This window comes from Viridibacillus sp. NPDC096237 (assembly GCF_050278625.1).
Taxonomy (GTDB): Bacteria; Bacillota; Bacilli; order Bacillales_A; family Planococcaceae; genus Viridibacillus.
The window spans coordinates 16,895-43,319 of sequence record NZ_JBNNTI010000014.1; the positions used below are offsets into that span (position 1 = coordinate 16,895).

Consider the following 26,425-nt stretch of genomic DNA (forward strand, 5'->3'; position numbering starts at 1 on the left):
AGAATGATCATGAAAGCAGCTCAAATTGTACTAGAATATTTAAAAGGTAATGGAGTAAAGTATATTTTTGGAATTCCTGCTGGTTCTGTTAATGCATTTTTTGATGAGCTAAATGATATGCCTGAAATAACACCAATTGTAACAAAGCACGAAGGAGCAGCATCATATATGGCTGCAGCCTACGCAAAGTATACAAATCAGTTGAGTGTAAGTATCGGTTGCAGTGGCCCTGGTGGAACAAACCTCGTAACAGGTGCTGCAAATGCCATGCGCGAGCATTTGCCAGTATTATTTTTAACTGGTTCTGTTCCAGTGAATACTATGGGATTAAATGCCTCTCAAGAATTAGATGCTGAACCAATATTTAAACCCGTTACAAAATATAGTGTATTAGTTAAAGATTCAAAAGACTTATTGAACGAAGTTGTAAAAGCATGCGAAATTGCCGTATCTGGAGTACCAGGCCCTGTACATATTGCGATACCAATTGATGTTCAACACGAAGTAGTCCAAAACATCGAAATACCTGCTCCGCCTATAAGAGCTGCAATTGATCCTAATCTCGACATAATCAAAAATGTAGCTAATGAATTAATAAAGAGAGAAAATGGTTATATTCTTGTAGGACAAGGTGTAAGAAATTCTGTTGAACAATTAATTGAGTTAGCAGAAATGCTAAATTGGCCAATTCTAACGACACCCCAAGCAAAAGGATTCATCCCTGAGAATCATCCTCTACTAGCAGGGGTTTTTGGTTTTGCTGGTCATGAGGCTGCTTCAGCTATGATTAATGAAGGCGATGGGCAAGTATTATTAATTGTAGGGTCAAGCTTAGGTGAAACGGCAACAAATAATTACAATGTAAATCTTGCAAAAGACCGTTTTACGATACAAATGGACTTTGACCAAACCGTGTTTAATCGAAAATATAACATTGATTTACCCGTTCTAGGAGACATTAATTTAAGTTTAAAATTCCTGATTGAAGAATTAAGAACTGCAGGGATAACAAGAAACACTACTGAAGTTGGTGTTAAACAAGAAGAAAACTTTGATGAGATTACAGAGGAGTATAACACGAAAAATGTTTTACTAAATCTTCAAAAATATTTACCTACCTCTACTAGATATACAATTGATATTGGTGAATTTATGTCTTATGTTATTCATCATATGAAGGTTTTAGATTATTCGGCATTTGATATTAATGTACATTTCGGTGCAATGGGAAGTGGCATTGCATCTGCTATTGGTCTAAAATTAGCTCAACCAGAACGCCCTGTTGTAAGTATTACAGGTGACGGATGCTTCTTCATGCATGGAATGGAAATCTTAACAGCAAAAGAATATAATTTACCGATTCTATTTGTTGTGATGAATAACGCCCGTTTAGGAATGGTATATCAAGGACATGCGTTACAATTTAAACGTACACACCCATCATTTGAACAAGAATCAATTAATATTAGTGCGATGGCAGCAGCTATGAATATACCAAGCTTTAGAGTAACTGACATGCAAGATCTCAACGAAGATATGTTGAACAACTTCAAGAATTTAAATGGACCTGCTGTTTTAGAGGTAGCTTTAGTCGATCATAATACGCCTCCTATGGGCGACCGAGTGAAGTTTTTATCTTCTTTTGGGAAATAAGACTTTTTGAGGTTTCAAAGGTGAGTTTAGAACCATATAGGCGGGAATTGTCCTGTCCTATATGGCTTTTTGTTTACAGTGACTTCTGATTACTATATGAGAGATTTTTATAAATTAGTGAGTGACTGGTGAATTACTTTAAGAATAACACCCATTGTTTGTCCTTTAAAGACATCAGGAATAGCTTCACCTGTAGGATTCAAGAAATAGTAACTACCAATTTCCACATTGAAGGAGTACCCTAATTCTGTTAATAAAATCTCTAAATCTGTTGGAAGCCCCTCCAGTCCAGTCTGGTCGGTGAAATACTTTGTAGGATAAATCTTCACATCAGTATCACCAGTACCGGTATGCACGACAAACAAGTCTTTTTCATGTTGAACAACCCACTGATCTTTTGAATACAATGAAATTCTTGCTCCTTCTAATGAAGAAATGGCATCTAAATTAACACCAAAAATTTCATTGATCATCCCACGAATGCCTGCCCCTGTGATTTCCTTATCATATTGATTAAGGTACGAATCCATTACTATTCTAGACATTGAATTGTCCCCTTTTGATGAAAAACTTTCTACCGTATCTACTTTTGTTAAAATAGGTGCTTTGTCTAAATTAATTTCGAAAACCGAATTTACAACTTTAAAAATATCAGAACTACAAATCTTCTTTCCGTAAGAATCTAAATACTTATCCATCGTTGCTACTTTTGCCATTATTAAATTCTCCCTTAAAAAATTATATTTTAAGTATAATTATACCAAAAATATCCGAAAGACTTTCTTAAGGGAATATTCGAATAGCGTATCAATATCTTTAAATAATGTATAAATACCGTATTTCCTTTTTACCAAGAACATCATTTACTTATAATACGGTTCATCACGATATATCTAAGTAAGGTTTTTATTTGATTGATTTTGAAACGACATTACTCTATTTTTGATTAAAAACTATTCCATTTCCCTATAAACTGACCCCTTTATTTTAAAATAAATTGACACTTTTAAACATACCAATTCTTTGCTAAAATTATCAAAAATGAAAAGAGTAGGAAAGGTCTATTACTATGAACACAACAAAAAGTTATTCAAACTCACGCACTTTTGATTTAATTTTAACCGCAATGTTAATTGCACTAGTATTCGTTGCAACTCTCTTGATAAATATTAAACTACCTATTACTGCAAACGGTGGTTTGGTTCATCTTGGAACAGCCATGCTCTTTATTGCCTCAATCTTATTTGGCCCTAAAAAGGGAGCAATTGCCGGTGCTGTTGGTATGGGGTTATTTGATTTAATATCTGGTTGGACATTGTGGGCACCTTTTACTATTTTGGCTCGTGGCTTACAAGGTTATATAGTTGGGAAAATTGCTTGGTCGAAACACCGCAAAGGAAATAATTTCACATTTAATCTATTAGCTACAATTAGTTCGATTCCCTTTATGTTAGGTGTCTATTATATTTGCGAACGAGTTATATTTGGTAGTTGGATTCTACCAGTAGCCTCTATTCCTGGAAACCTCGTTCAGAATGTTGTAGGAATCTGTGTGGCCATACCGGTTTGTGCTGTACTAAGAAAAGTTCCTGTTTTTAAATAGAAATAATAAAAAATGACCTCGCGTGCATATTGAAGCCCTCCATTACCGAATAAAAGCAGCAAATCTATTTTATTGAACTATCTACTTATATAGTACGGTTCAATATGGAGGACTCTCGTTCTCCACCGAATTTTTTGTTTTTCTAAAAATTCTATTAGGTCAGCATTTCTAACGAAAAAACACGAATAAATTACTAAAAAGTCCTTAAATAATTACTAAAAGCAGATCATTCTATTTACTTAGAATATCTGCTTTAGGTTTTTTATATAATTTTTAGAAACCGCCCTTACTTATGTACGGTCCACAGTTATGTAGCTAAGGGAGGTTTAAATATGTAACAATAAATCTCCCAAAAAATAAAAAGTATTTAAGTTTTCAAAGCTGATATCTGAATGTTCTATAAAAATTCAATTCAAAAAAGATATTTTAATACCTACAAAATATTCAAGCAAAACAATTGAAGAAAAAGATTTATCTTCTACAAACACTTTGTTTCTTCATCCAAAGAATTAGCTATATGACTAGTCTTTTTTTAGACCAAGCGCCTGTGCTGTTGAAGCATGAACTTCTTGTAATAGCTCTGGATTTTCAACTAGTGATTTGCCATAAGATGGAATCATTTCTTTTAATTTCGGTTCCCACTCTTTTACATGTTGCGGGAAGCATTTGTTTATTACCTCGAGCATAACGTGAACGGCTGTAGAAGCACCTGGAGATGCACCTAGCAATGCAGCGATTGAGCCATCAGCAGCACTTACAACTTCCGTACCAAATTGAAGCGTACCTTTACCACCCGCTTCAGTATCTTTAATAACTTGTACTCGTTGGCCAGCAACTACAATATCCCAATCCTCGAGCTTAGCATTCGGGATAAACTCACGTAACTCTTCCATACGCTGTCCTTTCGATAACATAAGTTGTTGGATCAGATATTTTGTCAATCCCATCTCTTTAACACCTGCCGCCAATAACGTCGTAATATTATGCGGTTTTACAGAAGCGATTAAATCCATATTCGAACCTGTTTTTAAGAACTTAGGTGAAAAGCCTGCAAATGGTCCAAATAGTAACGATTTTTTATTATCGATAAATCTTGTGTCAAGATGAGGAACAGACATAGGGGGAGCACCTACCGCAGCTTTTCCGTATACTTTTGCATTATGTTGCTCAACGACTTCTTGATTATTACATACCATGAATAATCCGCTAATCGGGAATCCACCAATATGTTTCCCTTCAGGTATACCTGTTTTTTGTAATAACTCCAGGCTCCCTCCGCCAGCTCCAAGGAAGACGAATTTTGCATTATGGTATTCCATTTTACAGCCGTCCATATCGTGCACTTTTAATTCCCATGAACCGTCTTTAGTACGTTTAATACCTTCGACACTATGTTTATAGTTGATATCGACGTTTTGAGTTTTTAACTGGTCAAATAACATACGCGTTAAAGCACCAAAGTTGACGTCTGTGCCAGTGTCGATTTTTGTTGCTGCAATGGCTTCATTCGCTGGACGGTCTTGCATAATAAGCGGAATCCATTCCATCAGCTTTTCTGGGTTATCGGAAAATTCCATTCCTTTGAACAGTGGATTATTTGACATCGTTTCAAAACGTTTTTTCAAATACTCTACATTATTTTCGCCTTGTACTAAACTCATATGAGGCAATGGCATGATAAAGTCCTGAGGATTACGTATAAGATTGTTGTTTACAAGATAAGACCAAAACTGCATTGAAAGCTGAAACTGTTCATTAACTTTTATAGCTTTGCTAATATCTATGGATCCGTCCGTTTTTTCAGAAGTGTAGTTAAGCTCGCACAGTGCTGCGTGCCCCGTTCCTGCATTATTCCATTCGTTAGAGCTTTCTTCTCCTGCGTCTGCAAGTTTCTCAAACACTGTAATGTTCCAGTCCGGTGCCAATTCTTTGAGCATTGTCCCCAAAGTCGCACTCATGATTCCGGCACCGATTAAGATAACATCTGTTTTATTTTGTCTGTTACTCATTCTTACCATCCTTCTACCTTAAGATTTGCAAAAAGGATATAGGCCGCCCTTGCTCCGGTATCACAGCAAGCCAAGACGCGATCTAGGAACACACCTTTTCTTTCCTAATTATACTCCTCTAGAGGCTCATAATCGACTCAAATTCATATGATTTTTCAACATTCCACAAGTTACCTTAAAATTATATTTCATCATTACTTATGGTACGGCTCTCCGCAACATGCTAACTGTAACTTATCGCTTCATCCTAAATTTGTAAAAACCATCTCTACTTGTGATAAGGAGCTCCTTACTACAAATAGATTTGATTTTTGACTTATATTCATCCACATAAATAGCTTGTGCCTCTTCTTCCACAAGTTGTTCCGTTGCATATGAGTGAAACCAACGTTCAACTATTTTTTAAGGAAGTTCATATTCTCGTGCGACTTCCACTGGAAATACATTCGGTGCCTCTTCTGATGCTAAATTCCAAAAAATGATAATTTTAAAATAGATTTGATAGACTAATAAAACAAAGCGAAAACCCCTAACGTGATTTGTCTCGACAACAATTACGATGCATGAGTTTTCGCTTTTCTTCTTGTCTGAAATAGTAAATATTTAAAATTTCATCATGACAACTCCAAGTTTTGATGTTAAACCTGATTTATCTCTTTTTCAATGAATAATGGTGTTTTTAAATCAAAAGGATACAAAAACACATTATCCTTGTCAAATTAAGTGTTTACTCAATAAGTTCTTTTGTACTGTTTAATTTTTATTATTCAGCTTTGTTAATTAATTCTTTCATCAATGCCCCATTCATTGGACCTTTAACGATGTCAACCATGTTTCCTTTTGTATCAATCATATAAGTCGTTGGCAGCGTGAGTACTTGATATGTACTACCTACAAAACCTTCTTCATCTAACATCCTAAAAGGATATCGATTTCACAAGTTAATCATGTTAAATTCCACAGTAAATACAATAAAGAAGCACTAGAAAGAATTATTGAGGTGGATGCACTATCGGACAGTTTAAGAGAGTTACTATTGAAACGATTAAATAAATAATTACACCGTAAAACATCAGATGATATACTCAATATTGATGTTTTGAGAGAGGAGATATATAATTTGAAAAATAGAAAACGAACCTATATCTATATATTGGCATTATTTTTTGCTTCTATTAATTTACGTATAGGAATCACATCAATCTCACCTTTATTAGAGACAATTCGTCAGGACTTAAACATGAGCAACTTTTCCGTTAGTTTTCTGACATCTATTCCCGTATTATGTATGGGGGTGTTTGCATTACTTACAGGTAAGGTGAACAAGAAGTATGGAGCAGAAAAGGCAATTTTAGCTTGTCTTATTTTAATTGGAGTTGCAACATGTATGAGAGCTTTTACTTATTCAGTTCTCACATTACTTATTAGCTCTCTATTTATTGGTATTGGTATTGCGGTTGCTGGTCCATTGCTATCTGGATTTATTAAGGAGAAGTTTCCTACTAAGATTGGTTTAATGATAGGAGTATATTCAGTTGGAATGGGAACAGGTGCTTCCTTAAGCGCAGGGATGACTATCCCTTTACAACATGTATTGAAAGACTCTTGGAATGTGGCACTTGCATTTTGGAGTGTGTTTACCATTGTTGCTCTTCTCTTCTGGTATCCCGTTATGAGACTAGATAAAACTACTAAAACACATAATAAACAAAACAATATATTACCATTAAAAAATAAGAAGGTATGGTTGTTTACAGTCTTTTTTGGACTGCAATCAGGTATTTTTTATTGTATTACCACTTGGCTTGCTCCAGCAACTCAAAGTGTAGGGTTAAATAGTCAGCAAGCTGGAACTCTGGTTACCGTCTTTACATTTGTTCAAATGGTATGTAGCTTTGTCATTCCAACTTTAGCGGATTTTTATAAAAATCGAACATTTTGGTTATTAGGTAGTGTGTGTTTTGTGGTAATAGGTTTGTCACTCATGATATATCCATTGACTACAGCATGGATCCCTTCTATTTTACTTGGAATTGGGCTTGGTGGGTTATTTCCGTTGGCTCTTATGTTACCGTTGGATGAAACAAATACACCGGAAGATGCAAGTGCATGGACTGCCATGATGCAGTCAGGAGGATATATGATTGGTGGACTTATTCCTGTTTTAGCAGGTATTATACGTGACTTTTCTCAAGGTTATCAACAGGTGTTTCTCATGATATTATTTTTAAGCGTGATTTTGTTCATTTTAACTTTAGTAATGAATCAGAGAAAAGTAGAAACTAAGGTCTTACAGTGATATCCAGTTGCTATAATAAAAACTTAGAGTGGGCTTTTCCTTAGAGTAGAAAGCCCATATTCTTTTTTATCGAATTTGCTTAGCGTATATTTTCGTTAAAATGTGGGTGGTACCCCTTACTAAAGTAAATATTAGTAAGGGCTTTTTTTATGTCGATTTGAAATAAAGTTTGATTATTTCTGAAATCGTTGTTAAAATATTTTCTCCAAAAAACCAACCTTCTCTATACAAACTGAAATGGACCGTAATTCGATACATATACTTGAAAAATAGGAAAGAATCTACGCTATTTTGGACAGTTCTCAATATCTACCCTAATATTTATATTCTTGTATATGCTGCTTTAATAAGTCTATTTTAATATGTTTGCCATTTTTAAAAATCTGTTGAAGTTCTTCTATGCTATTTTCGTGATTATTTAAAATATTTATGGCATTTATTTGAGCATAAATATATTCTAAATTATAGAAAGGTGTTTCAAACAACATAGTTTCATACATCCATGTATTACATAATATTATGTCAAATTTATTTGTATTACCAATATAACTATGTGTATGCTTCTTAAGTAACTCTACAAAAAGACGATTTTTACACTCTAATGTCTTATATTCTTCAAAACAATCGTAAATCTTCTTTTGAAATTCAAATAATACTTTATTCCATAAAACAGAAGATTTTTGTTGTATTTCATAAACTTGCTTAACATTATATGATGCAAACTGTCTTACAAATATCGCTTCAAATGAATGCGCAACAAATTCTTTTACTTCAAATGATGTACACCTGTGTTCATAGTCAATATTAGATGTAATATATTGGTGATAAAGATGCCCGATTTCGTGGATGATATTGAAATAATCATCAATGTCACCGCTACAACTTAAAAAGACAAATCCTTTTTTAGAGTAGGGTAACTCAACAAAAAAACCTTCCTGTACTCTGGATTCCTTTAAAATAACAAAACCTTCATTATAAAGATTTTCAAGATAATTACCAAAATCCAGATCCATTACCTTTATGTTTTCTAAGATATCTTTTTTAAAATCGAATATGTACTTTAAATCGTTTATTCTGATTCTATTTAAATCAAATGGATGTAAAATATCATTATTGTTTTTCATTTTATTTTTATTATAAAATGCTTTTAATTCTTTACTATATTTAGAGATTGTTTCGTCAACATTAGCTTCAAAAAGCAATTCTATTGCTCCGTTATTATTTTCTGCTTTATAATAAGTTAAAAAATTTATATGTGAAAGGTTTTTAATATATCCATTTCTTTTTATGACTAATTGGTTATATATATTATTAATATAATCAACATTTAATAGGTCATTGTTTATTTCTTTATGATAAATGTCAATAAGAATATTATTTTCCGTATTATATAAATATCTATACTTGTTTTCCTTTGTATTATTTATTAAATCTTCTTCCAAAGATTTTTGATTTTTAAATTGGTCATTAAATATAGATATTGTATTAGATATCTTTTTTAAATAATTTGAAGGCAGTTCTAAATCTAGTGATAATAAAAAATTAATATTTTCAACTTCTTCACACAAATAATCATAATCAGATTTTAGCAACAGCTGTCCACCTACTTTCTTTGCTTTTCACCTAAATAATTTAATGTAGTAGTAAATTGTTTTACTATATCGATAATGAGCTTTTCTTCCTGTGGATCATATCCTATTGCTCTATTTATAAATAAGTGAATAATCTTTTTCTTTAGCAAATCGTTTATGACTAGTCCATTAATTTTTGCGTTCTGTAATATTGTAGAAATATTTAATTCTAGATCTAAAAATATTGTTGATTGATAGAATTCAATTAATTTTTTCTTTATAATCCTATAAAAATCTTTTGATGAACGATTTATCTCGATAGGTTGGATATTATAACTCAACTTCTTTGCAAGGTGTAAAATATAAAATATAATCAATGTCCTTTTTTCATCCGGATTCTGTATGGGTAGAATTTTATTTATTACAAAATAAGACTCTAAAATGAAATATTCTTCTAATCCAGCTAAGTTTGCATCTCCTCCAAAGTATAAATTTTCTCTTTCATAGCTATTTAGATTATATTTTGTTATTGTTCTACTATTAATTTCATTGTTAAAAAAATCACAAAGAATATTTAGTATGTGTGTGCGATCCATTTCATTATCTAATTTAAACCTTATTCGTAGTGTTTCATCTTCTTGGTTAAAGTATCTTACAAAAAAGAACTTATATTCTGTACATATTTTATATATTTGCTCTAAGATATAACCTTGTTCAATTGGATCGACGAATACTTCGAAATTAAGCCATTGTTTGTTCAATGCTCCAAGCATTATAGGGGTTTCATTCAATAAAAATAATTGACTATTTTTTGGCTTCTCTTGAATTTTGAATTCTAAATTTCGAAAATTCAATATAAAATCAATGGAGTATCCTTCATATGTTTGACGATTATCCTCTTTGATTTCTAAATACTCTAATTTTTCATAAATTTCGAAACTCTTTTGGATGTCATAGCTATTTGATAAATCTAAAGGGTACTTATCATCACCTAAAAATAGAATTATTTTATTCGGCATTGAGTATACCTTACTCAAATAGTTAAGTTTATTGATGAAGGAATTATAATTTAAACCTTTTTCTGTTACTTTCCATGTTTCTAACTTTAAAATTAAGTTTTTATAGGTAATTCTAGGTATATATTGAGCGTGTTTTAATGTTTCATCATTTAATGCTGTCCAGGTTATTTGATTTGAAATTATATATAGTTTCTTTAAAAATGTAGGAAGATACTCAAAATTAATCATATTGTTTTTTCTTACAATTATCTTCTTATTTATTTTTTTTGAGTATAAATTTAGTTTATTGTCTTCCCAATATACATAAATATCATGTAAATCTAAATCTTCAGTTAGGCTTTCACCTAAGATATTGTTCATTTTCAAATCAACAGATGTATATGGAAAATCTACAATGTAATAATCATCCGTATTTACTTTTGATTTTTTACCTGATAATATCCTGCCTTCAAATGAACCTTTACTTCTCATTTTCACACCATTATCAATATTTATATAGGGCTCATTGTCAATAGAACATATATTAACTACAATTTGTAAATCTAAAATTTGTTTTAGAAATTTGACTTCTGTTTCATTTATTTCATTAAAGTCATTAATCTGTAAATCAATCTTTGTTCCAAGAGTTAAAGCCTCGTGAACTTTGTTAATTAAGACATTACTGGACTTAGAATTTTCATTCTCATTATAGTTTAAGGAATTCCACTCGCTCATAACCCTTAAAAAAGGGACATAATTATCGCCATACTGATCATAAAATTCCTCTGTATATACTCTTAATTCTTCTACTTCTTTATTAAAAGTTACTAGTAAATAAGGAATTATTTCCTGAAAGTTACGAAAAATATCCTTATTATCAAGCAAGGATAAATTATTGTTTTCAATAATGGAATTTCCAACTATATATTGTGATGATTCACAGATATCTTTACACTTTTCCGTTAGAGCTAAGAGGCACGTAGGGGAAAATTCTTTTACTTTATTTATATGCTTAATATCTTCGGTAATCCGTAATAATTTTTCTTGGTATATGGTGTTTTCTAAATTGTCAATTAAATCCCCCCAGTTGTATTTAGTTATTTGAGGATGGATATCAGAAATCAGTATATCCTGTTCTAATAATTTTTTTATAATATCTAAAATTTCTATCTCAGTTAGGTTGTTGATTTCGCCTAATTTAATAATAGAATCAATATTAGTGAATTCCGTGCATAAATCTATAATCTCTGCTATTAATGAATTAAAATCAAGTAACTCATACTCTGATAATAAATCAAAGTCAGCTCTATATATATATTTTTGATTTTTTGATATATAATATCCTTTTCTTACTTTTAATTTCCTGAGTACATTTTCTTGCATTTGTACTTTTTTAACAACATTCACGTACCATTCTTTACTTAAGGAAATTTCAGAATTTTGTTTTCTCAATTCATTCAGATTTGAAAGAATGCCATTTGATGAATTTTTAAACTGATTTATACTAACAACGGTACTAAAAAACCCATATGGGGATTGTTTATAAGTCATTCTATATATATAATTTGATAATGTATTTTCAATCAACTTCTTTTTTTTTATATCCTTTTTTTCATATTGGATTAGGTTTTTGTAAAATTCTGGTGATGATAATATTAAAGATGAAAGAAAATAGTCTTTTTCAATTGGTAAAATAGGAATCTTACTATACCCTTTAGTCTTGAAATTCCTCCATGTTTCTTCCTTAAAATAAGGTATTCTGATGAAATAATTATCTTCCAGTTTGAAATACATATTGTATGTCACCTTTCGTTAACACTATACTCACTACATTCTTTATTTCTTTTTAAGTATCCATAATCAACTAAGTATCTTCTTAGTATTGCAAAGTCTGGATAAATACTTTTTAATATCTCATTAATTTCTTTTTCATCATATTTATGATTCTTTTCAAAAAGTTTAATTATTTCATTCAGTACCTCTAATTTGCTCTTTTCTTTTTTTGGTATAACAGATAGGCTATCGCCTTTGAAATATCGTTCACGAACTGTTTTTTCCATATTATTATCCTCTTTTCTTAGTGAGTATCATTGTTGGTAATGCAACTATTAACCCTAGTAAAGCACATGTGAACCAGGCAACATTCATATTAAAGTAATCAGAAAGTAAACCTACAAGTACCAAACCTACTATTGTGAAGAGTGCTTCTAATGTATAATAAAATGAAAGAATTGTTGCCCTTTTCTCATTGTTAATATTTTTATGCAGTGCAGTAATACGAATAATCTCATCACCAGCTGTAATAAATACATGTACTAAGAATAAAGCAAATGCAACTATATAATTTCCAATGATTGTGAGAGTAGCAATAGATACCGAGTTTATTATTACATTCACTATAAGTATATTCATTCTTCTCTTTTCAATCTGTGGTATTTTACCTACAATCCACGTACCTAAGAAGGTCATAAAACCGATGAAAACCCATAAATATCCTGTAATAATATCTTTATTGTCATGCTGGAAAAATAATTGCCATTGATTACCAGGTCCTGCTAAAATAATAGTTAGTGGTAGAAATGAAATAACTAGATAAGAAAATTTCTTGTTTTCTTTGAAGTATCTAACGCCTTCTTTAAAAGAATCGAAAAACTCTTTATAGATATTCTTTAGTTTAAATCCTCCAATTACCTTCTTGTTTTCATTTCTAATAAAGAATAGAACAAAAAATGCTGTAATACATAGTATAATTCCACCTGTTATTACTGGATAAGAAAGATTAATATTCCCTAAAAATTGTGCTCCAATAAAACCACCTGCAATACCAAGTGTTTGTCCTATAACTCCATTGATTGAAAATATTTTTTCTAAATGTTCGTCACTATTTGTTTTATTTATGCTTTCAACTAACCAAGAATCTAGTGTTCCTGATTTTAGAGATTCTCCAATTGAAGTAAGAATAGCACCCAATATTAAATATATTATTTCTCCTTTTGAAATGAACAAAAGAAATAACCCTAATGCGCGGATTAAACAACTAAGTAGCATAGTGTTTCTTCTACCGAATGAATCAGATATAATTCCAGAGGGTATTTCTGTAAGTAAACTAACTACCCAGAAAATAGATATGAAAAGACTTATTTCACTTAAATTGTATCCTATTTCCGCTAAATATAGATAAAATGAAGCTGAAAAAATTACAATTCCTAGATTGTATAACGCTTCAATTGTATAAAACTTATATTTAATAATTTTAATATTCTGCTGCATAGTATTTTTCCTCTCCCAAATACATCGATCGTGATTAAATGTGTTTTATTTGAAGTATTAGATAGCACCCAAAAGTTCTAAAACCATATTATTTACCACGGTTACTCCTTTACCATCTTTGTCTTTCGCTTTATCGTATTCCACTATATCTACACCAATGATATTCAAACCAGAGAGTTGCTTTTGGATAAACTCCATAAAGCTATCAAAACTCCAACCGCCAACATTAGGATAAGAAACTGCCGACATCAGTGTTGAGTCCAATACATCTACATCAATCGTGAGATATGTTGGTAAATCTTTGTCAATATTCAAACTTTTAAAATCAGTTCTAAAATATGAAGATATTTTACTATGTTGAGTTAATCCTAAAAGTTCGTCGTGCGTCATGAAGCCACTTAATCCGAATTGATAAATTTGTTTTAAATTAGATAATTCACTAATTAATGAAATGATATTACTGTGCTGAACCGTAGCATTTTTTGGATTTAGTAATGGAGAAAAGTCAGAATGAGCATCTATCTGTATTACTTGAAATTCTTTTTCTAATGAATTTATACCTTTGACAATTGGGTATGTAATGGTATGATCCCCTCCAATAAATATTGGTTTAATATATGAATTCATTAATTGACACGCTATGTCTTCGATTCTTTCGAGATATGCTGTATCTGAAGCTTTTTGTATTATTTCTCCGTAGTCCTTAATGTTTTTATCTTTAAAAATATTTTTCTTTTGATAAGTTGAATAATAACCATTTGATTTACCATTATTTTGTAATGTTATCTGAAAGAGATCATTGGATTTAGCTCTTATATAATTAGGAGATTCAATATCTATGTTATAAACTAAGGAACCTCTATTATAGGGCACAGAAATAAAGCCGTATATTTCCTCTTGATTCTCATCGGCTACAATACAATCATAGTACAAATCCCCATCAGGTACTCCGAAAAATGTATGTGAGTGATTGACAACCGCGTGAAGGTTATCAACTTGTAATCCTATTTCACTATCAAAAATAAAACCACTTTTAATAAGTTCTATAACAATAGGATTATTTTCTTCAATTCCCCAATTTTTCATAGTTTGGGCAAGACCATGATTGATAGATTCGAGAATAAAATTCTCTAATTCATCATTTACTTCTAACGTATTTCCAAAGATTTTATTGATTATTTGATTCTCTTTAACTTCCACTTCATTTATCAGTTTAAGCATTTTAGCACCTCTTTAATTATTATCAAGAAAACATTTGGTTTATGTTAGATTTAACAGGCAATTTCAAAATAATTGGGAGTTCCTCCACTCGTTTTGATACTCTCCCACCATAGTCATCTATATCTTGGAATCCAGGTATAATAACTCTTACAGTATTTAGTTGATTATCTTCTCGTTCTAAATTAGCTACTATTACCTCATAACCCAATTCATTTATACTAGACAACAAAAAGTTTAAATTTTTTACTACACTACCTTGTCTGTAATCATCGAAACCTGATATTATTCGTTCTTTTTTATGTTTTATAAAAGGACTAACAAAATCTTCGTTACCTTTTGCCCACTCAAGATAAGCTTCGAATTCATCTGCATCCACATCTATATCTATATCATTTTCACTATTTAATAACTCTATTTGTGATACGCGTAATTGACAAGCCTCAACTATTGCACGCTTAATAGCTGAATTTATATCAAGACTACAACCAGAGCCATGTGTGTATATTGGTAGACGATTCATTTTGTCAAATAAAGTGCAATGTACTGTATGGACAGGTAAATCTGTTTTTAAATATTGTAGAATAGCTGTAATGCCGTTATTATTTAGGTAGTCAATTAATGAAGTTACTTCAGCAGAGTAAACACTAGGTGCTATAGTTCCATAATACATAGTATTCTTGTGATAAATTGTATAAGCATCCCTTTCTATGACTTCAAGTAAACCTGATAATATTGCTTCCGCACATGAGAAACCAGATGCTAAACCTGAGGAACTTTGAGAAAGGAACAGTTCAGATTCATCTATAGAATGAAATGGAAAGAAAACAGCTATTGCTGGTACCAGTATATCTTGACTTTTAGAAAGGTTTTTACACATTACCCAATCATATTTTTTGTCAGGTTGAAATTCATGGGGTGTATTCTTATCTAGAATAAGGCTGTTAGGGTGTAACACATTATTTTTTTGTCTCAACTCATTAAAATGACCTCTAATTAAAGAATCGGTTTCAAATCTTCTAGCATTGTATCTTTCTAAAGCTTCACCTATTGTACTGATTATTGCGGAATCCTTATCATTTCCTTTCCCACCGTGTAGATTATAACCAACTTCTACATCCGAAGAATTAGAACTCGCTTCAAAAATAATTGTTTTCAAGAAATCTATATTCTTATACTCATTAAGGTTATATACCGGACCAATTGGTGTAACATATTTATTTAAAATTGATACAGCACTCTTATTTTCTTTAGTACGATACTCGCCAATACTCGTCTCACCAAGTTCTCCTAATTTTAGATCATTAAAACTATTCTTAGTTTGTTTAAAGCAAAAATGACAGCCATTCATACTAATTAAGTGTGCATTAGTAATGTTTAAATTACTTTTATTTAAGATAGTTATATTGCTATCGTTGTTAAGAACCTTGTATTTAGCCAAAGCTCTCACTGCGAAAGCTAGTTCATTACTTGTTTGCGTGTTAGTTATTAGAGATTTGATATCTTTAAATTTAAGTATATCTGCTCTGCTTTCTATATATCTATTTAAAACACAAGTTAAGCAAGTTCCTTCCTTTCGACTAGTGCCAGTAACCAAAATATCATCAAACAATTCAATGATAAAAATATTATTCGACTCTTTGTTATTTGTAAATGTGTTCATTATAAAATTTATAGAACAATTTGCAATATGTAATACTTTTCGACTTGGTTCAGAATAAATAATATCTTCTTCAGTAGTTAAGCTTCTTTCTCCATCAATATATATGAAATCAGATGTATCATTACTTTTCGTATTGCCAAGGAGTTCTTTTTTGAAATTATTTACAACATTAAAATTTATATTAGTACTTTCTGATAAATTTAAATCATTAAGATCTATATTAAATAACTCTGAAAATAAGTCAGAATCACTGCATTCCACTTCTTGAGGAGCTGCTGCTCCAATCACAATACAAGTATTTTCATCTTTTTTTATACATCTCATACTTAATCTCCTTTACTAGAAAAAAGAGAACATCGAAAAAATCGACATTCTCCTTCTTTTTATCATTATAATTAACGGATAGGTGACGTATAGCGTCGGCCTGCTTGTTTAGGTACTTGTTTTTTAACAGAGACCTTTTTGATTTCTAATTTAGCGTTCTTTTTCATTTTCTTCACCTCCCTTCAAAATATATATTATATTTATTCTTAAAAGTATTAAGCTTATTTTAAATAAATTTAGTAGTTCCAATAATGGTAAGAATTGATAATCCTATGTATGCACTCATTTTTAACGCTAATACCTCCTCTATTCATATGAAAATTACTTTAATTACTGTCTTTTCATAATAATTGTAATATAATTTGAATATATTATTTTGAATTTGTCATTTAGGAAAATAAAAAGGATGATTTATTTTAAAATTATCATTTATGAAAAGGATGATTTATCTTGAAGAGTTTTGGCTGGATATTTAGGGACCTTCGTTTAGAGCGCGGATACAATTTAAAAGAAGTTGCTGATGGAATTGTTACAATTTCATTTTTATCAAAATTTGAACGGGGAGATTCAGATATATCGTTATCAAATTTTTATGCACTGCTAGAAAAGCTTAATATCACTCTAAGCGAATTTACTTTGATTACTAATGATTACACTTCTACATATTTTGAAAATTTAATAGAACAAATAAAAGTCGCTTATGAGAATAACAATACATCTTACTTACAAAATATTGCTGATATAGAACAAGCAAATTGGAAAAATAGAAACTTAAAAATACATAGATGTAATGAAATAATGACAAAAGCACTGCTCTATAATTTGGATAAACAAAAATCACTATCGGATGAGGAAATCCAGTTTTTATGCGAATATTTATTAACTATTGAGAATTGGAGCATATATGAATTAGCATTATTCGGTAATTCTTTAAGTTCATTAAAAGTAGAAACCGTAGTAACGCTATCAAAAGAACTAATTAACAGAGGTCAATTATTTATAAAATTAAAAAAGAATAAAATTGAATTAATACGCATTTTACTTAATACCGTAGTAATTTGTTTGGAAAATCATAATATATCTAGCGCTTTATATTTTTTAACAGTACTTGACAGCCTACTAAATAATACTGATTTTTACTTTGAAAAAACCAAATTTTTATTTTTAAAAGGATTATATAAAATTAAGATTGGGGAATTAGATAAGGGAACAGTATTAGCAAACAAGGCATTATTCTTAATGGAAGAACTTGATTCTGCAATTTTTGTAAATACTCACAAAAATTATCTAGATAATTTTTTGAAAAATCAAAATAATTAAAACTAATTTTTACTTTTGAAAACATTGAATTTATCGAGGGAAGAATTACGAAAACTCCTATCTCCGTGATAAAAGGTTTTACTCAACACCTGAAGTAGCTGGCTGGTTTGGTATATCTGACGCTCAGCTACGCTACTATATCAAACCATTTCAAGAATATATCTTTCCCCACCAAGAAGATACACCTTCCATTAATGCCTTTTTAAGATTTGTTCCTTATGAATTTCCAAAATTGGAGGTATTATATTCGTGGTTAAGAATTTGATTTCCATCCTTATTATCATAGGTTTAATAATGATAGCCGCAATGAATGTTCTCGGTAACGAGAAAGAAACAGTGAAAACAGCTGAAACAGCTAAAAAAAACGAAACAGCATCTACTAATGAAAAAGAAGATACGACAAATCAAGTAGAGTATGTAGCACCAGATTTTGAGTTGAAAACGTTAGAAGGTGAAACAGTACGTTTATCGGATTATGTAGGTAAAAAGGTGATTTTAAATTTTTGGGCAACATGGTGTCCACCTTGTAAAGAAGAAGTGCCACATAGCTGTGCTTGTTAGATTTAGTACAGAGGTAATAACTACTGAATACCCAAAAAAAAACAGATTGTTTCAACTAATGACACAAAGCGAAAACTCATACATCGTAATTGTTGTCGAGACAAATCACGTTAGGAGTTTTCGCTTTGTGTTATCGGTCTATTAAATTTATTTTACAATTACCCTTTTTAAAATTTTCATCAGAAAAGGAACCAAATATAAAACCTCCCCTATTTGTGATACGGTTCAGCGTAACGTATCTAAATGAGGTTTTCGATCAATTGTACTCATACATTATTCTGGTCCTACGCATGTCAGCTATTTGCTATTAGTCGCTGCTCTACTATCATCTAAAAAGAGATATAGAACAGAACAGCATTTACGTTTCCTATAGGTAAAAACTATAGAATATTCATTCTATGAAAAAGGCGATTAAATACTTGCTACCATTCCACACCGCTTTGTAATTCCTTGGAATTAGACCCATCATCACTATCTATATTACCTCTTTGATTTGACATTATATCTACCTTCTTTTCAATTTAGAATAATATATCTTATTCGAAGAAAAAATTTAGATTTAGTCAAATACATTAATTTTACTAAAGTATTATTTGGATAATAGCTCTGTGTATAGCACTCTACAAAAATCTCCTCATGGCGAGGTGTATGTCTAACCGCATTATCCAATAAATTGTTCACGTATCGCTCCAATAAGTACGAATCATCAATGACATTTTGACGGAATTCTTTGGTTTAAATCAATTTTTTTAGAACCTTGCTATCCAGAGGAACTTCTATTCTATTAAGGAGTTCACTCTTTTTTATACGGACAAACAACAAAACAACACTTATCCCACTATTTGGAGAGGTGCTGTACTATTTTTCAAAAAAACCCTCACTTACTTATGATAGGGTTCGCCCTTCATAATCCTAAAACTTCTATATATCTGCTCAACCAACACTAATTTCATCAATTGATGAGGCAAAGTCATCTTCCCGAACGATTGTTTTTCGTTTGCGCGTTTTAATACATCGTCATGTAATCCTAGAGAACCGCCGATGACGAAAGCAATTTTGCTTTTGCCGTAGGTCATAAGTGATTCGATGTCTTTGGACATTTCTTCGGATGTTTTCATTTTGCCGTTGATAGCAAGGGCAATGACGTGAGTGTCGGGTGAAATTTTGGCTAAAATGCGTTCGCCTTCTTTTTTCTTAACGATTTCCATTTCAGCTTCACTTAATTGTTCGGGTGCTTTTTCGTCTGGGACTTCAACAAGATCGATTTTTGCGTAGGCGCCAAGACGCTTAACATATTCATCAATTCCCATTTTTAAATACTTTTCTTTTAATTTCCCAACGGTAATAATCGCTATATTCACAAGTTATCCACCTTCACATTAAATTTACAAACACGTTATCCACAGAAGTTATACACATATCCACAAGGTGAATCAATATCTTGTGGGCGTTCATTCGTTCGCCACAACATATGTTGCTACCTCTTCACAATAAGTACAACTTGTGGATAACTTTTCTTCATCTGTTACCATTTCAAATACTGGAACCTCTTTTTGGTCTGCCACGAACATGTCTAAAGCGTGTCCTATATGCGTTTCACAGCTGTATATTTTCAAAATATTTCATCCTTTCAATTTTCAAAATTCCTGCAAACTTATACACAATTTGGTCGATGTTATCCACAATCTATTGTAACAAAGTAAAAGCGAGCAGGAAAGTCGTGGTTTCACGTTTCCTGCTCGCTGTTGATACGTTTGTAATTAATTTCTATTATCCACAAGGTTAACTTGTTGTACTATTCGTTAAAATTAGTTCTTTTTCAATTATTTCCCCAGCTCTATATACTTTCACTTTCAATTTATCGCCTACGTTTTTCTTATTGTATAGATGTTTTCTTAAATCAATTGAATTTTCTACTTTTTGACCATCAATCTCAACGATAACATCATACTGTTCTAAACCTGCTTTTTCTGCTGAAGAACCTTTAACGACACTACTAATAACAATGCCTTCCGTTATTTCAGCTGGTAATTTTAAAGTACGACTTTGATGGAATGCAGGAACATTCGTTAAGTCAACTAATGACACACCCATAGATGGTCTTTCTACCTTACCTGATTTTTGTAGCTCATTAATAACTGGTATTGCTGAATTAATCGGAATTGCAAAACCTAAACCTTCAACTTTCGATTCAGAAATTTTCATTGAGTTTATACCAATTACTTCACCTGCAAGGTTTACAAGAGCACCACCACTGTTACCTGGGTTAATAGCTGCATCTGTTTGTAATACTTCTGCTTGCCAATCTGGTACACCATCCCCATTTAAGTCCACTGGTACTGTACGATCTTTACCCGATACGACACCTGTTGTAACAGAACCAGAAAAATCAAGGCCTAATGGGTTACCAATTGCAATAACTGTCTCCCCTTGTTTTAGAACTTCAGAGTTACCGAATGTAGCAACAGTATTAACTTTTTTGCTTGAAATGGAGATGACCGCTAAGTCCGTCCAAACGTCTTTACCAATTAGTTTTGCTTCTGCTTTTGAACCATCTGCTAATGTCACTTCTAATTGTTTAGCGCCTTCAACTACGTGATTATTAGTTACGATATATGCTGTGTCACCATCTTTTTTATAAATGACTCCTGATCCACTACCAGCTTCTTGGGTAGTTGGTTCAGCTTGGTTCCAAAAATCTTTTTCAGATTCTTGGATATTCGTAATGCCGACAACCGCTCCCGCAACTTTATCGACTGCTCCTGTTACATCTGTTGTTACTTCAGTTGCCACTTGCTTAGTTGTGTTATTACTTGTACCAATTGCACTTGATGAATTACTTGAACCGTTTGGTAAACGATCGATCATCGATGGCATTAATAGCCAAACAAGTAAAGCACCAATAATAACACCAATTAATCCACTAAAGAAATAACCCGCTTTACTGCTTCGTTTTTTAGAACGACTTCTATCTTCTCCGTTAATGTTATCGTAATATCCCATACGTATTATCCCTCCGATGTAAACCTGATAGTTATACTATATCGTTCAAACATTAAAATCAGATGAAAATGGATTAAAAATCAGTTCAAAATTGGCTATTTTATTTTTCATCTTCGTAGTATATATTTCCCTATAAGTGCATAAAAAAACCTCCCTTTTAAAGAGAGGTTCAAATTATTATACTGTTACAACTTTAGTAGGTTCGTCTGCATCCGTATCTAATAGCGTAACAAATTCACCTGGCATGATACCACATGATTGTAGCGTTTGAGACACACTCATGCGAGCCAAATCTTTCATGTTGTTATCTTTACTTAAATGGGAAAGATAAATTCGTGTTTGTTTTTGTTCTACAACTTCGCTCATAGCAACAGCGGCATCTTCGTTTGAAACATGTCCAACATCACTTAGTATACGTCGTTTTGTAGACCAAGGATAGCTCCCCATTTGTAGCATGCTTACATCGTGATTACTTTCAAAAACAAAGGAATCAGCACCTTTGATAATTCCTTTCATCCGATCACTGACATAACCTGTGTCCGTAATGACTACAAGTTTGCGACCGCTCTCATGGAAAGTATAAAACATTGGATCTGCAGCATCGTGAGAAACAGCGAATGATTCTACATCTAGTGACCCAAATGATTGTACTGTTTCCATATCAAATTGGAAGCGTTGTTCTAACGGAATATTGCCAACTTTATCATCCATTGCTGCCCATGTTTTTGCATTGGCGTAAACTGGTATCTGATATTTACGTGCTAAAACACCCACGCCTTTTATGTGGTCAATATGCTCATGTGTAACAAAAATACCGCTTAGTTTTTTTATATCGCGATTTACTTTTGCAAAAAGCTGCTCCATTTTCTTACCTGTTAGACCAGCATCTACGATAAATGCATGGTCATCATTTTCTACATAAATAGCATTACCCGTACTGCCACTTGCTAATACACTGAACTGCATAGTAAAGACTCCTTATTCACTTTCTAATTCTTTATCTTCTTTTGCTTGAATATCGATAACTTGACCATCTACCGCATTAATGAAATAATCTGCTTCGTCACCTTCCACAAAAACAACATGGATATGCCAAGTTGGCGAAAGAACTTGAGTCTCTATTAAAGGAGCAAATGTAGAATAGCCAAGCTGTGGTTTATCAATTTTCGAATCTTGCTTTAGCAACCCTTTTTTATATAGTACTTTGATTGCTTCAATAGCAGTGAATAGTGTGCTTTTCTCACCAACTGCCTCTAGTGATTCCAACATCGTTTGATCATAACCTGTCACTGCTAAGTCTTTATTCCAATGCAATGTTACCATTGCATTTTTATTAAAATAGATTATGCGATTATTAATTTTTTGGAAAAAGATTGCCTCTCTTTTTTCTTCATCAATACGCCAAAGTTTATAAGTTTCTCCCCCGGAAACATACTCTGCCATAAATTCTGTCAAACTTATATCTTCAATGTTTTTGAGTGATACTGGTTTTTCAAATTTTAAAGTCCGCATAGGGCCATTTATGATGTTAAAATGTTGATCACCAATTTTCTTGAAGTCCGTTGGTTTAAATTGCTTGATTTGACCAGATATATAAGAAGTTTTTTGGTTTTCAGCAGGTAAGCCTTTAATCGTAATGTTCTCGCTCTTTAAGCGATCCGCTATCGTTGTTTCTGCATATGTTTCAATTTCCTGTTCCTCATTATATCGATTGACATAAAGAGAATAAAGAAAAACGTTTAATATTGAGAATACAATGATGAAGATTGTTTTCGTTTTACTCCAATCCAATTTGTTCACCTCCTGCAATAACAGGTGATAAATGTTCCCACTTACCATTGATGCTGTAGAACCACATTGGCTCCAATGTGAATAAATTTGGATTTACGTCTGTAGTTACGTTAAAACCTGAGCGAATTTCCTCAATATCTTCAAATTTAATATCCTCTCTATCCTTTAGTTTTTCAATCGCTTCTGGACCAGACATTAACTTTCCTTCATTCCTTGCTGGTATAGAAACAAGCTTGTAATATGGACGGTAATACTTCGAGATGCGATCGTTACCCCAATAAGTCGAAATTTCTGTTAAGGTCACTAATCGGTCACTAAAGACCGGCTGATCTTCTAAATACATTTGATAAGTAACCTTTTGATTACCGTAATCTACTTCGTTATAACGGAAATCACCTGTCCAACCACCATGCTCATTAATAAAATTAAATGTATTCAAAATGAGATCAGATTCTAATTCCTTTTCTTTGTTGTCTACAATGGATGTATTAACAAAATTGAGTGTTTTTTTTGTTACATCAATAGTCATTAATGATTTGTCATCTGTGTACTTTTCGGTACTAGTCACTTCATCTGGACTATGCTTCACAATTTTAGGATTAGAAAAAAGCGCATATTTATAGCGATCAACAGGATCTGGATCAACTATATAAGTGTATTTAGGAATGTTAATATCCTTTGCTGGCAAATAGAAATTCTTCGCTCCCTCACGTTTAATTTCAAGATAGTTTGGGAGGCTTTTTGCCACTGTTACTATATTAGTTTGGAAATGTTTTTCACTTTGAACTTTTATTTTAGCTTTATACAGTTTGTCGTTTTTTGAATTAGCAAAAAAAACAAGAAGCTCATTATTGTTTATCTTATCCCACTCAATAATCATGCGATTGAATGCAGCTTCAGGTATTTTTTTATTATTTACGGGTAATAGGTTTTGAAAGAATACAGGGAATGGTATTTCGCCTGTGTAAAACAACGTCATACCATTATTCAGACCTATTAATTCATTGAGCTTTTTATCATCTAAATTATTACTAACAAGTGTCAAATCTGAAAGTTCCCAGTTTTTCATTTCACTTAAAATAGTTTTCATCTTAGCATTTTCATTTGTACCTTTCCACTTGCCATTCATATGAAAAAGCATTCGATAGGGCTTAATGATATCTGACAATTGACGCTGCTTGTCAATTGAAATAGGTACGACTTTCGTTTGCTCCATTATGTCGTAGTTTGGCTTGTAAGTCCAAATAGAAAATGTAAGTGTAATACTTAAAAAGACAAGGACGAATAGAGCTACAGACTTTATCTGCTCAACATACTTCAATCCCATTCACCTGCCCCATCTAATTCGTATGGCAATGTGAAGAAGATCGTTGTACCATGTCCTTCCTCACTTTCCGCCCAGACTTTACCACCATGAGCATGAATCATTTCTCTAGAAATTGCTAAGCCAAGTCCAGTGCCCCCCATAGAACGGGCTCTAGCACGGTCTACACGATAAAAGCGGTCAAAGATACGATCAACATTTTCTTTCGGTATACCCATACCATCATCGGAAATCATGACTTTTAAAATTCCCTCTTGTGCTGTTACTCCAAAGCGGATATTACCACCATCTGGTGAGTATTTTAATGCATTCGAAATAATATTATCAATTACTTGTGTAATTTTATCAGTATCTAGTTCTACATAGCATTGTGTATCTGAGATATGTCGTTGAAATTCTACGTTTTTTGATTTTGACATTTCAAAGCGATCAATAATACGGTCAAAAAATTTATTGAAATCTACGATATCTGCATTTAACTCATATTCTCTACTGTCCATACGAGATAGTTGTAATAGGTCATTTACAAGACGGATCATGCGCTCTGTTTCTGTTTGCGTAACATTTAAGAAAGTAGGTGCGATATTTTCATCTCGCCATGCACCATCAGCTAATGCTTCTAAGTAGCTACGCATTGTTGTTAACGGTGTACGAAGTTCATGTGAAACGTTAGATACAAATTCACGACGCTCCATTTCAATCTTCTCTTGTTCAGTAATATCATGCAAAACCGTAATCAAACCATTTACGAAACCAGTTTCTTTTTGAATAACAGAGAAATTTGCCCGAAAAATATAAGGTCGTTCTGGTGAACTAAAATCTAGATTCACAGCATCCTTCATATGGATTAAATCTTCAAAAGTATACCCTTCTTCTAACCCTAAAACAGAAATAAGTGGGCGTCCAATTAGTTCATCGTCTTCACTTTTTAAAAGCTGTTGTGCGGGTGTATTGATTAGTATAATACGACCTTTTCGATCGGTCGCAATTACACCGTCTGTCATATTAGCTAAAACGGATGCAAGCTTTCTTCGTTCACCCTCTGTTGTGGATTGCGATTCCTGGAGCCTATTTGTTAAATGATTAAAAGCTATTGCCAGTTGTCCTATTTCATCATTGCCATAAACACGTACTTTGCGCGAAAAATTCCCTTTCGCCATAGCTTGAGCTTGTTTTCGCATATCTGATATTGGTTTTGTAATTGTTTTTGCGATGAAAATGCCGAGTATAATTGTAATGGCTAAAGCAAGTGCAGTACCCCCTGCCAAAATACGATTGATCTCATTCATCTGTACAAAAACACTTTCAATATTTGATTTTAAATAGACAGTTCCAATGACCTTACCATTTGAAGTAATAGGCGTTGCTAATAACCATACTCGTGTTTTTGTTTGTTTATCTAAGAATATTTTCTCCGAAGGAGTTTGGGTCGCTATTGATTGGCGCACTAAAGTATCCGACGAGCGCTGTCCAATGATGGACTGATTGCTCGTATCGGATGTAGCTAAAATGCGATAGCGTGCATCGATAACACGAATTTCGCTTATATCTTCAGAGGATAGTCCGCTTAAAACCGTTTTCAAGCTTTGCTCCTGTGTTGGCTCAGCTTCTGTTCTTTCTTTTAAAAGCTCCTCTTTAACACTAAATGTAACTAACTTTAGACGATCAGAAACAGATGTTTGGAAGTTTTCCTTTAAAGTTAGTTCCAATCGTTGTGCGAAATAGAGTCCTATAATTTGCATAGCTATTAAAATTAATAGCACGTAAATAAGTACTAGCTTTACGTGAACGGATTTGAAAAAACGGACTTTCTGCATG

At 32.2% G+C, this 26,425-nt stretch carries 20 protein-coding genes and 1 pseudogene; 6 read left to right on the forward strand and 15 right to left on the reverse strand.

Going from position 1 to position 26,425, the window contains the following annotated elements; translation table 11 throughout:
• Nucleotides 1–9 precede the first annotated feature (9 nt).
• Complete coding sequence (locus tag ACQKMD_RS09940; protein WP_427751616.1) at nt 10–1,653, forward strand: thiamine pyrophosphate-binding protein; 1,644 nt, start codon at nt 10–12, stop codon at nt 1,651–1,653.
• A 107-nt stretch (nt 1,654–1,760) separates the two neighbouring features.
• Here the strand turns inward: ACQKMD_RS09940 and ACQKMD_RS09945 are convergent, their stop codons facing one another.
• Nucleotides 1,761–2,369: a hypothetical protein gene (locus ACQKMD_RS09945; protein ID WP_427751618.1), complete on the reverse strand. Its 609-nt coding sequence runs from the start codon at nt 2,367–2,369 to the stop codon at nt 1,761–1,763.
• 353 nt (nt 2,370–2,722) lie between these two features.
• Between ACQKMD_RS09945 and ACQKMD_RS09950 the strand changes: the two genes are divergently transcribed.
• On the forward strand, nt 2,723–3,256 hold the full coding sequence (locus ACQKMD_RS09950) for an ECF transporter S component (RefSeq protein WP_427751620.1): 534 nt from the start codon (nt 2,723–2,725) through the stop codon (nt 3,254–3,256).
• Between the two features lie 521 nt (nt 3,257–3,777).
• On the opposite strand, the gene ACQKMD_RS09955 is transcribed toward ACQKMD_RS09950, so the two are convergent.
• Nucleotides 3,778–5,265 (reverse strand): malate:quinone oxidoreductase, encoded by a 1,488-nt coding sequence (locus ACQKMD_RS09955; RefSeq protein ID WP_427751622.1) that lies wholly within the window; start codon nt 5,263–5,265, stop codon nt 3,778–3,780.
• Between the two features lie 931 nt (nt 5,266–6,196).
• Here ACQKMD_RS09955 and ACQKMD_RS09960 point away from each other — a divergent pair.
• On the forward strand, nt 6,197–6,322 hold the full coding sequence (locus ACQKMD_RS09960; RefSeq protein WP_427751716.1) for a 3-alpha domain-containing protein: 126 nt from the start codon (nt 6,197–6,199) through the stop codon (nt 6,320–6,322).
• Nucleotides 6,323–6,385: 63 nt separating this feature from the next.
• Complete coding sequence (locus ACQKMD_RS09965; protein ID WP_427751624.1) at nt 6,386–7,564, forward strand: CynX/NimT family MFS transporter; 1,179 nt, start codon at nt 6,386–6,388, stop codon at nt 7,562–7,564.
• Between the two features lie 314 nt (nt 7,565–7,878).
• Here the strand turns inward: ACQKMD_RS09965 and ACQKMD_RS09970 are convergent, their stop codons facing one another.
• Genes ACQKMD_RS09970 through ACQKMD_RS09995 form a run of 6 tightly spaced genes read right to left on the reverse strand, consistent with a single transcriptional unit; the run spans nt 7,879 to nt 16,608 of the window.
• The gene (locus tag ACQKMD_RS09970; RefSeq protein WP_427751626.1) at nt 7,879–9,156 is read right to left on the reverse strand and encodes a hypothetical protein; all 1,278 of its coding nucleotides are present in this window, start codon (nt 9,154–9,156) and stop codon (nt 7,879–7,881) included.
• A gap of 11 nt (nt 9,157–9,167) precedes the next feature.
• Nucleotides 9,168–11,927 (reverse strand): thiopeptide-type bacteriocin biosynthesis protein, encoded by a 2,760-nt coding sequence (locus ACQKMD_RS09975; RefSeq protein ID WP_427751628.1) that lies wholly within the window; start codon nt 11,925–11,927, stop codon nt 9,168–9,170.
• 8 nt (nt 11,928–11,935) lie between these two features.
• Entirely contained in the window at nt 11,936–12,193 is a 258-nt protein-coding gene (locus ACQKMD_RS09980) for a DUF2087 domain-containing protein (protein ID WP_427751629.1), read from the reverse strand.
• Nucleotides 12,194–12,197: 4 nt separating this feature from the next.
• Nucleotides 12,198–13,403, reverse strand: coding sequence for an MFS transporter (locus ACQKMD_RS09985; RefSeq protein ID WP_427751631.1), 1,206 nt, complete (start codon nt 13,401–13,403; stop codon nt 12,198–12,200).
• 57 nt (nt 13,404–13,460) lie between these two features.
• Entirely contained in the window at nt 13,461–14,624 is a 1,164-nt protein-coding gene (locus tag ACQKMD_RS09990; protein ID WP_427751634.1) for an arginase family protein, read from the reverse strand.
• Between the two features lie 22 nt (nt 14,625–14,646).
• Nucleotides 14,647–16,608, reverse strand: a complete 1,962-nt coding sequence (locus tag ACQKMD_RS09995) for a YcaO-like family protein (protein WP_427751636.1) — start codon at nt 16,606–16,608, stop codon at nt 14,647–14,649.
• A 450-nt stretch (nt 16,609–17,058) separates the two neighbouring features.
• On the opposite strand from ACQKMD_RS09995, the gene ACQKMD_RS10000 reads away from it, so the two are divergent.
• Both ACQKMD_RS10000 and ACQKMD_RS10005 read left to right on the forward strand, forming a co-directional pair.
• On the forward strand, nt 17,059–17,928 hold the full coding sequence (locus ACQKMD_RS10000) for a helix-turn-helix domain-containing protein (protein ID WP_427751637.1): 870 nt from the start codon (nt 17,059–17,061) through the stop codon (nt 17,926–17,928).
• Nucleotides 17,929–18,345: 417 nt separating this feature from the next.
• Nucleotides 18,346–18,471, forward strand: a pseudogene (locus ACQKMD_RS10005) (peroxiredoxin family protein); the annotation flags it as partial.
• Between the two features lie 899 nt (nt 18,472–19,370).
• On the opposite strand, the gene rlmH reads toward ACQKMD_RS10005, so the two are convergent.
• From rlmH to walK, 7 genes are all read right to left on the reverse strand, one after another.
• Nucleotides 19,371–19,850 carry a 23S rRNA (pseudouridine(1915)-N(3))-methyltransferase RlmH gene (rlmH, locus tag ACQKMD_RS10010; RefSeq protein WP_427751639.1) on the reverse strand — a complete coding sequence of 160 codons (480 nt, stop codon included), beginning with the start codon at nt 19,848–19,850 and terminating at the stop codon, nt 19,371–19,373.
• A gap of 90 nt (nt 19,851–19,940) precedes the next feature.
• Nucleotides 19,941–20,105: a CxxH/CxxC protein gene (locus ACQKMD_RS10015; protein ID WP_427751640.1), complete on the reverse strand. Its 165-nt coding sequence runs from the start codon at nt 20,103–20,105 to the stop codon at nt 19,941–19,943.
• Nucleotides 20,106–20,271: 166 nt separating this feature from the next.
• Nucleotides 20,272–21,492: a S1C family serine protease gene (locus ACQKMD_RS10020; protein ID WP_427751642.1), complete on the reverse strand. Its 1,221-nt coding sequence runs from the start codon at nt 21,490–21,492 to the stop codon at nt 20,272–20,274.
• Nucleotides 21,493–21,669: 177 nt separating this feature from the next.
• Nucleotides 21,670–22,458, reverse strand: coding sequence for an MBL fold metallo-hydrolase (locus ACQKMD_RS10025; protein WP_427751644.1), 789 nt, complete (start codon nt 22,456–22,458; stop codon nt 21,670–21,672).
• Between the two features lie 12 nt (nt 22,459–22,470).
• Nucleotides 22,471–23,283 carry a two-component system regulatory protein YycI gene (locus ACQKMD_RS10030; RefSeq protein WP_427751645.1) on the reverse strand — a complete coding sequence of 271 codons (813 nt, stop codon included), beginning with the start codon at nt 23,281–23,283 and terminating at the stop codon, nt 22,471–22,473.
• Nucleotides 23,270–24,610 carry a YycH family regulatory protein gene (locus ACQKMD_RS10035; protein ID WP_427751647.1) on the reverse strand — a complete coding sequence of 447 codons (1,341 nt, stop codon included), beginning with the start codon at nt 24,608–24,610 and terminating at the stop codon, nt 23,270–23,272. The genes ACQKMD_RS10030 and ACQKMD_RS10035 overlap by 14 nt, the downstream gene beginning before the upstream one ends.
• Entirely contained in the window at nt 24,601–26,424 is a 1,824-nt protein-coding gene (gene walK, locus ACQKMD_RS10040) for a cell wall metabolism sensor histidine kinase WalK (RefSeq protein ID WP_427751649.1), read from the reverse strand. Before walK ends, ACQKMD_RS10035 begins: the two co-directional genes overlap by 10 nt.
• Nucleotide 26,425 lies beyond the last annotated feature (1 nt).

Bases quoted from the DNA above. Each gene is read 5' to 3' on its own strand.
- ACQKMD_RS09940 (WP_427751616.1), top strand. From the start codon at position 10: ATGAAAGCAGCTCAAATTGTACTAGAATATTTAAAAGGTAATGGAGTA.
- ACQKMD_RS09955 (WP_427751622.1), bottom strand. From the start codon at position 5,265: ATGAGTAACAGACAAAATAAAACAGATGTTATCTTAATCGGTGCCGGA.
- ACQKMD_RS10025 (WP_427751644.1), bottom strand. From the start codon at position 22,458: ATGCAGTTCAGTGTATTAGCAAGTGGCAGTACGGGTAATGCTATTTAT.
- ACQKMD_RS09950 (WP_427751620.1), top strand. From the start codon at position 2,723: ATGAACACAACAAAAAGTTATTCAAACTCACGCACTTTTGATTTAATT.
- ACQKMD_RS10035 (WP_427751647.1), bottom strand. From the start codon at position 24,610: ATGGGATTGAAGTATGTTGAGCAGATAAAGTCTGTAGCTCTATTCGTC.
- ACQKMD_RS09985 (WP_427751631.1), bottom strand. From the start codon at position 13,403: ATGCAGCAGAATATTAAAATTATTAAATATAAGTTTTATACAATTGAA.
- ACQKMD_RS09945 (WP_427751618.1), bottom strand. From the start codon at position 2,369: ATGGCAAAAGTAGCAACGATGGATAAGTATTTAGATTCTTACGGAAAG.
- ACQKMD_RS09975 (WP_427751628.1), bottom strand. From the start codon at position 11,927: ATGTATTTCAAACTGGAAGATAATTATTTCATCAGAATACCTTATTTT.
- ACQKMD_RS10020 (WP_427751642.1), bottom strand. From the start codon at position 21,492: ATGGGATATTACGATAACATTAACGGAGAAGATAGAAGTCGTTCTAAA.
- ACQKMD_RS09990 (WP_427751634.1), bottom strand. From the start codon at position 14,624: ATGCTTAAACTGATAAATGAAGTGGAAGTTAAAGAGAATCAAATAATC.
- walK (WP_427751649.1), bottom strand. From the start codon at position 26,424: ATGCAGAAAGTCCGTTTTTTCAAATCCGTTCACGTAAAGCTAGTACTT.
- ACQKMD_RS09980 (WP_427751629.1), bottom strand. From the start codon at position 12,193: ATGGAAAAAACAGTTCGTGAACGATATTTCAAAGGCGATAGCCTATCT.
- ACQKMD_RS09995 (WP_427751636.1), bottom strand. From the start codon at position 16,608: ATGAGATGTATAAAAAAAGATGAAAATACTTGTATTGTGATTGGAGCA.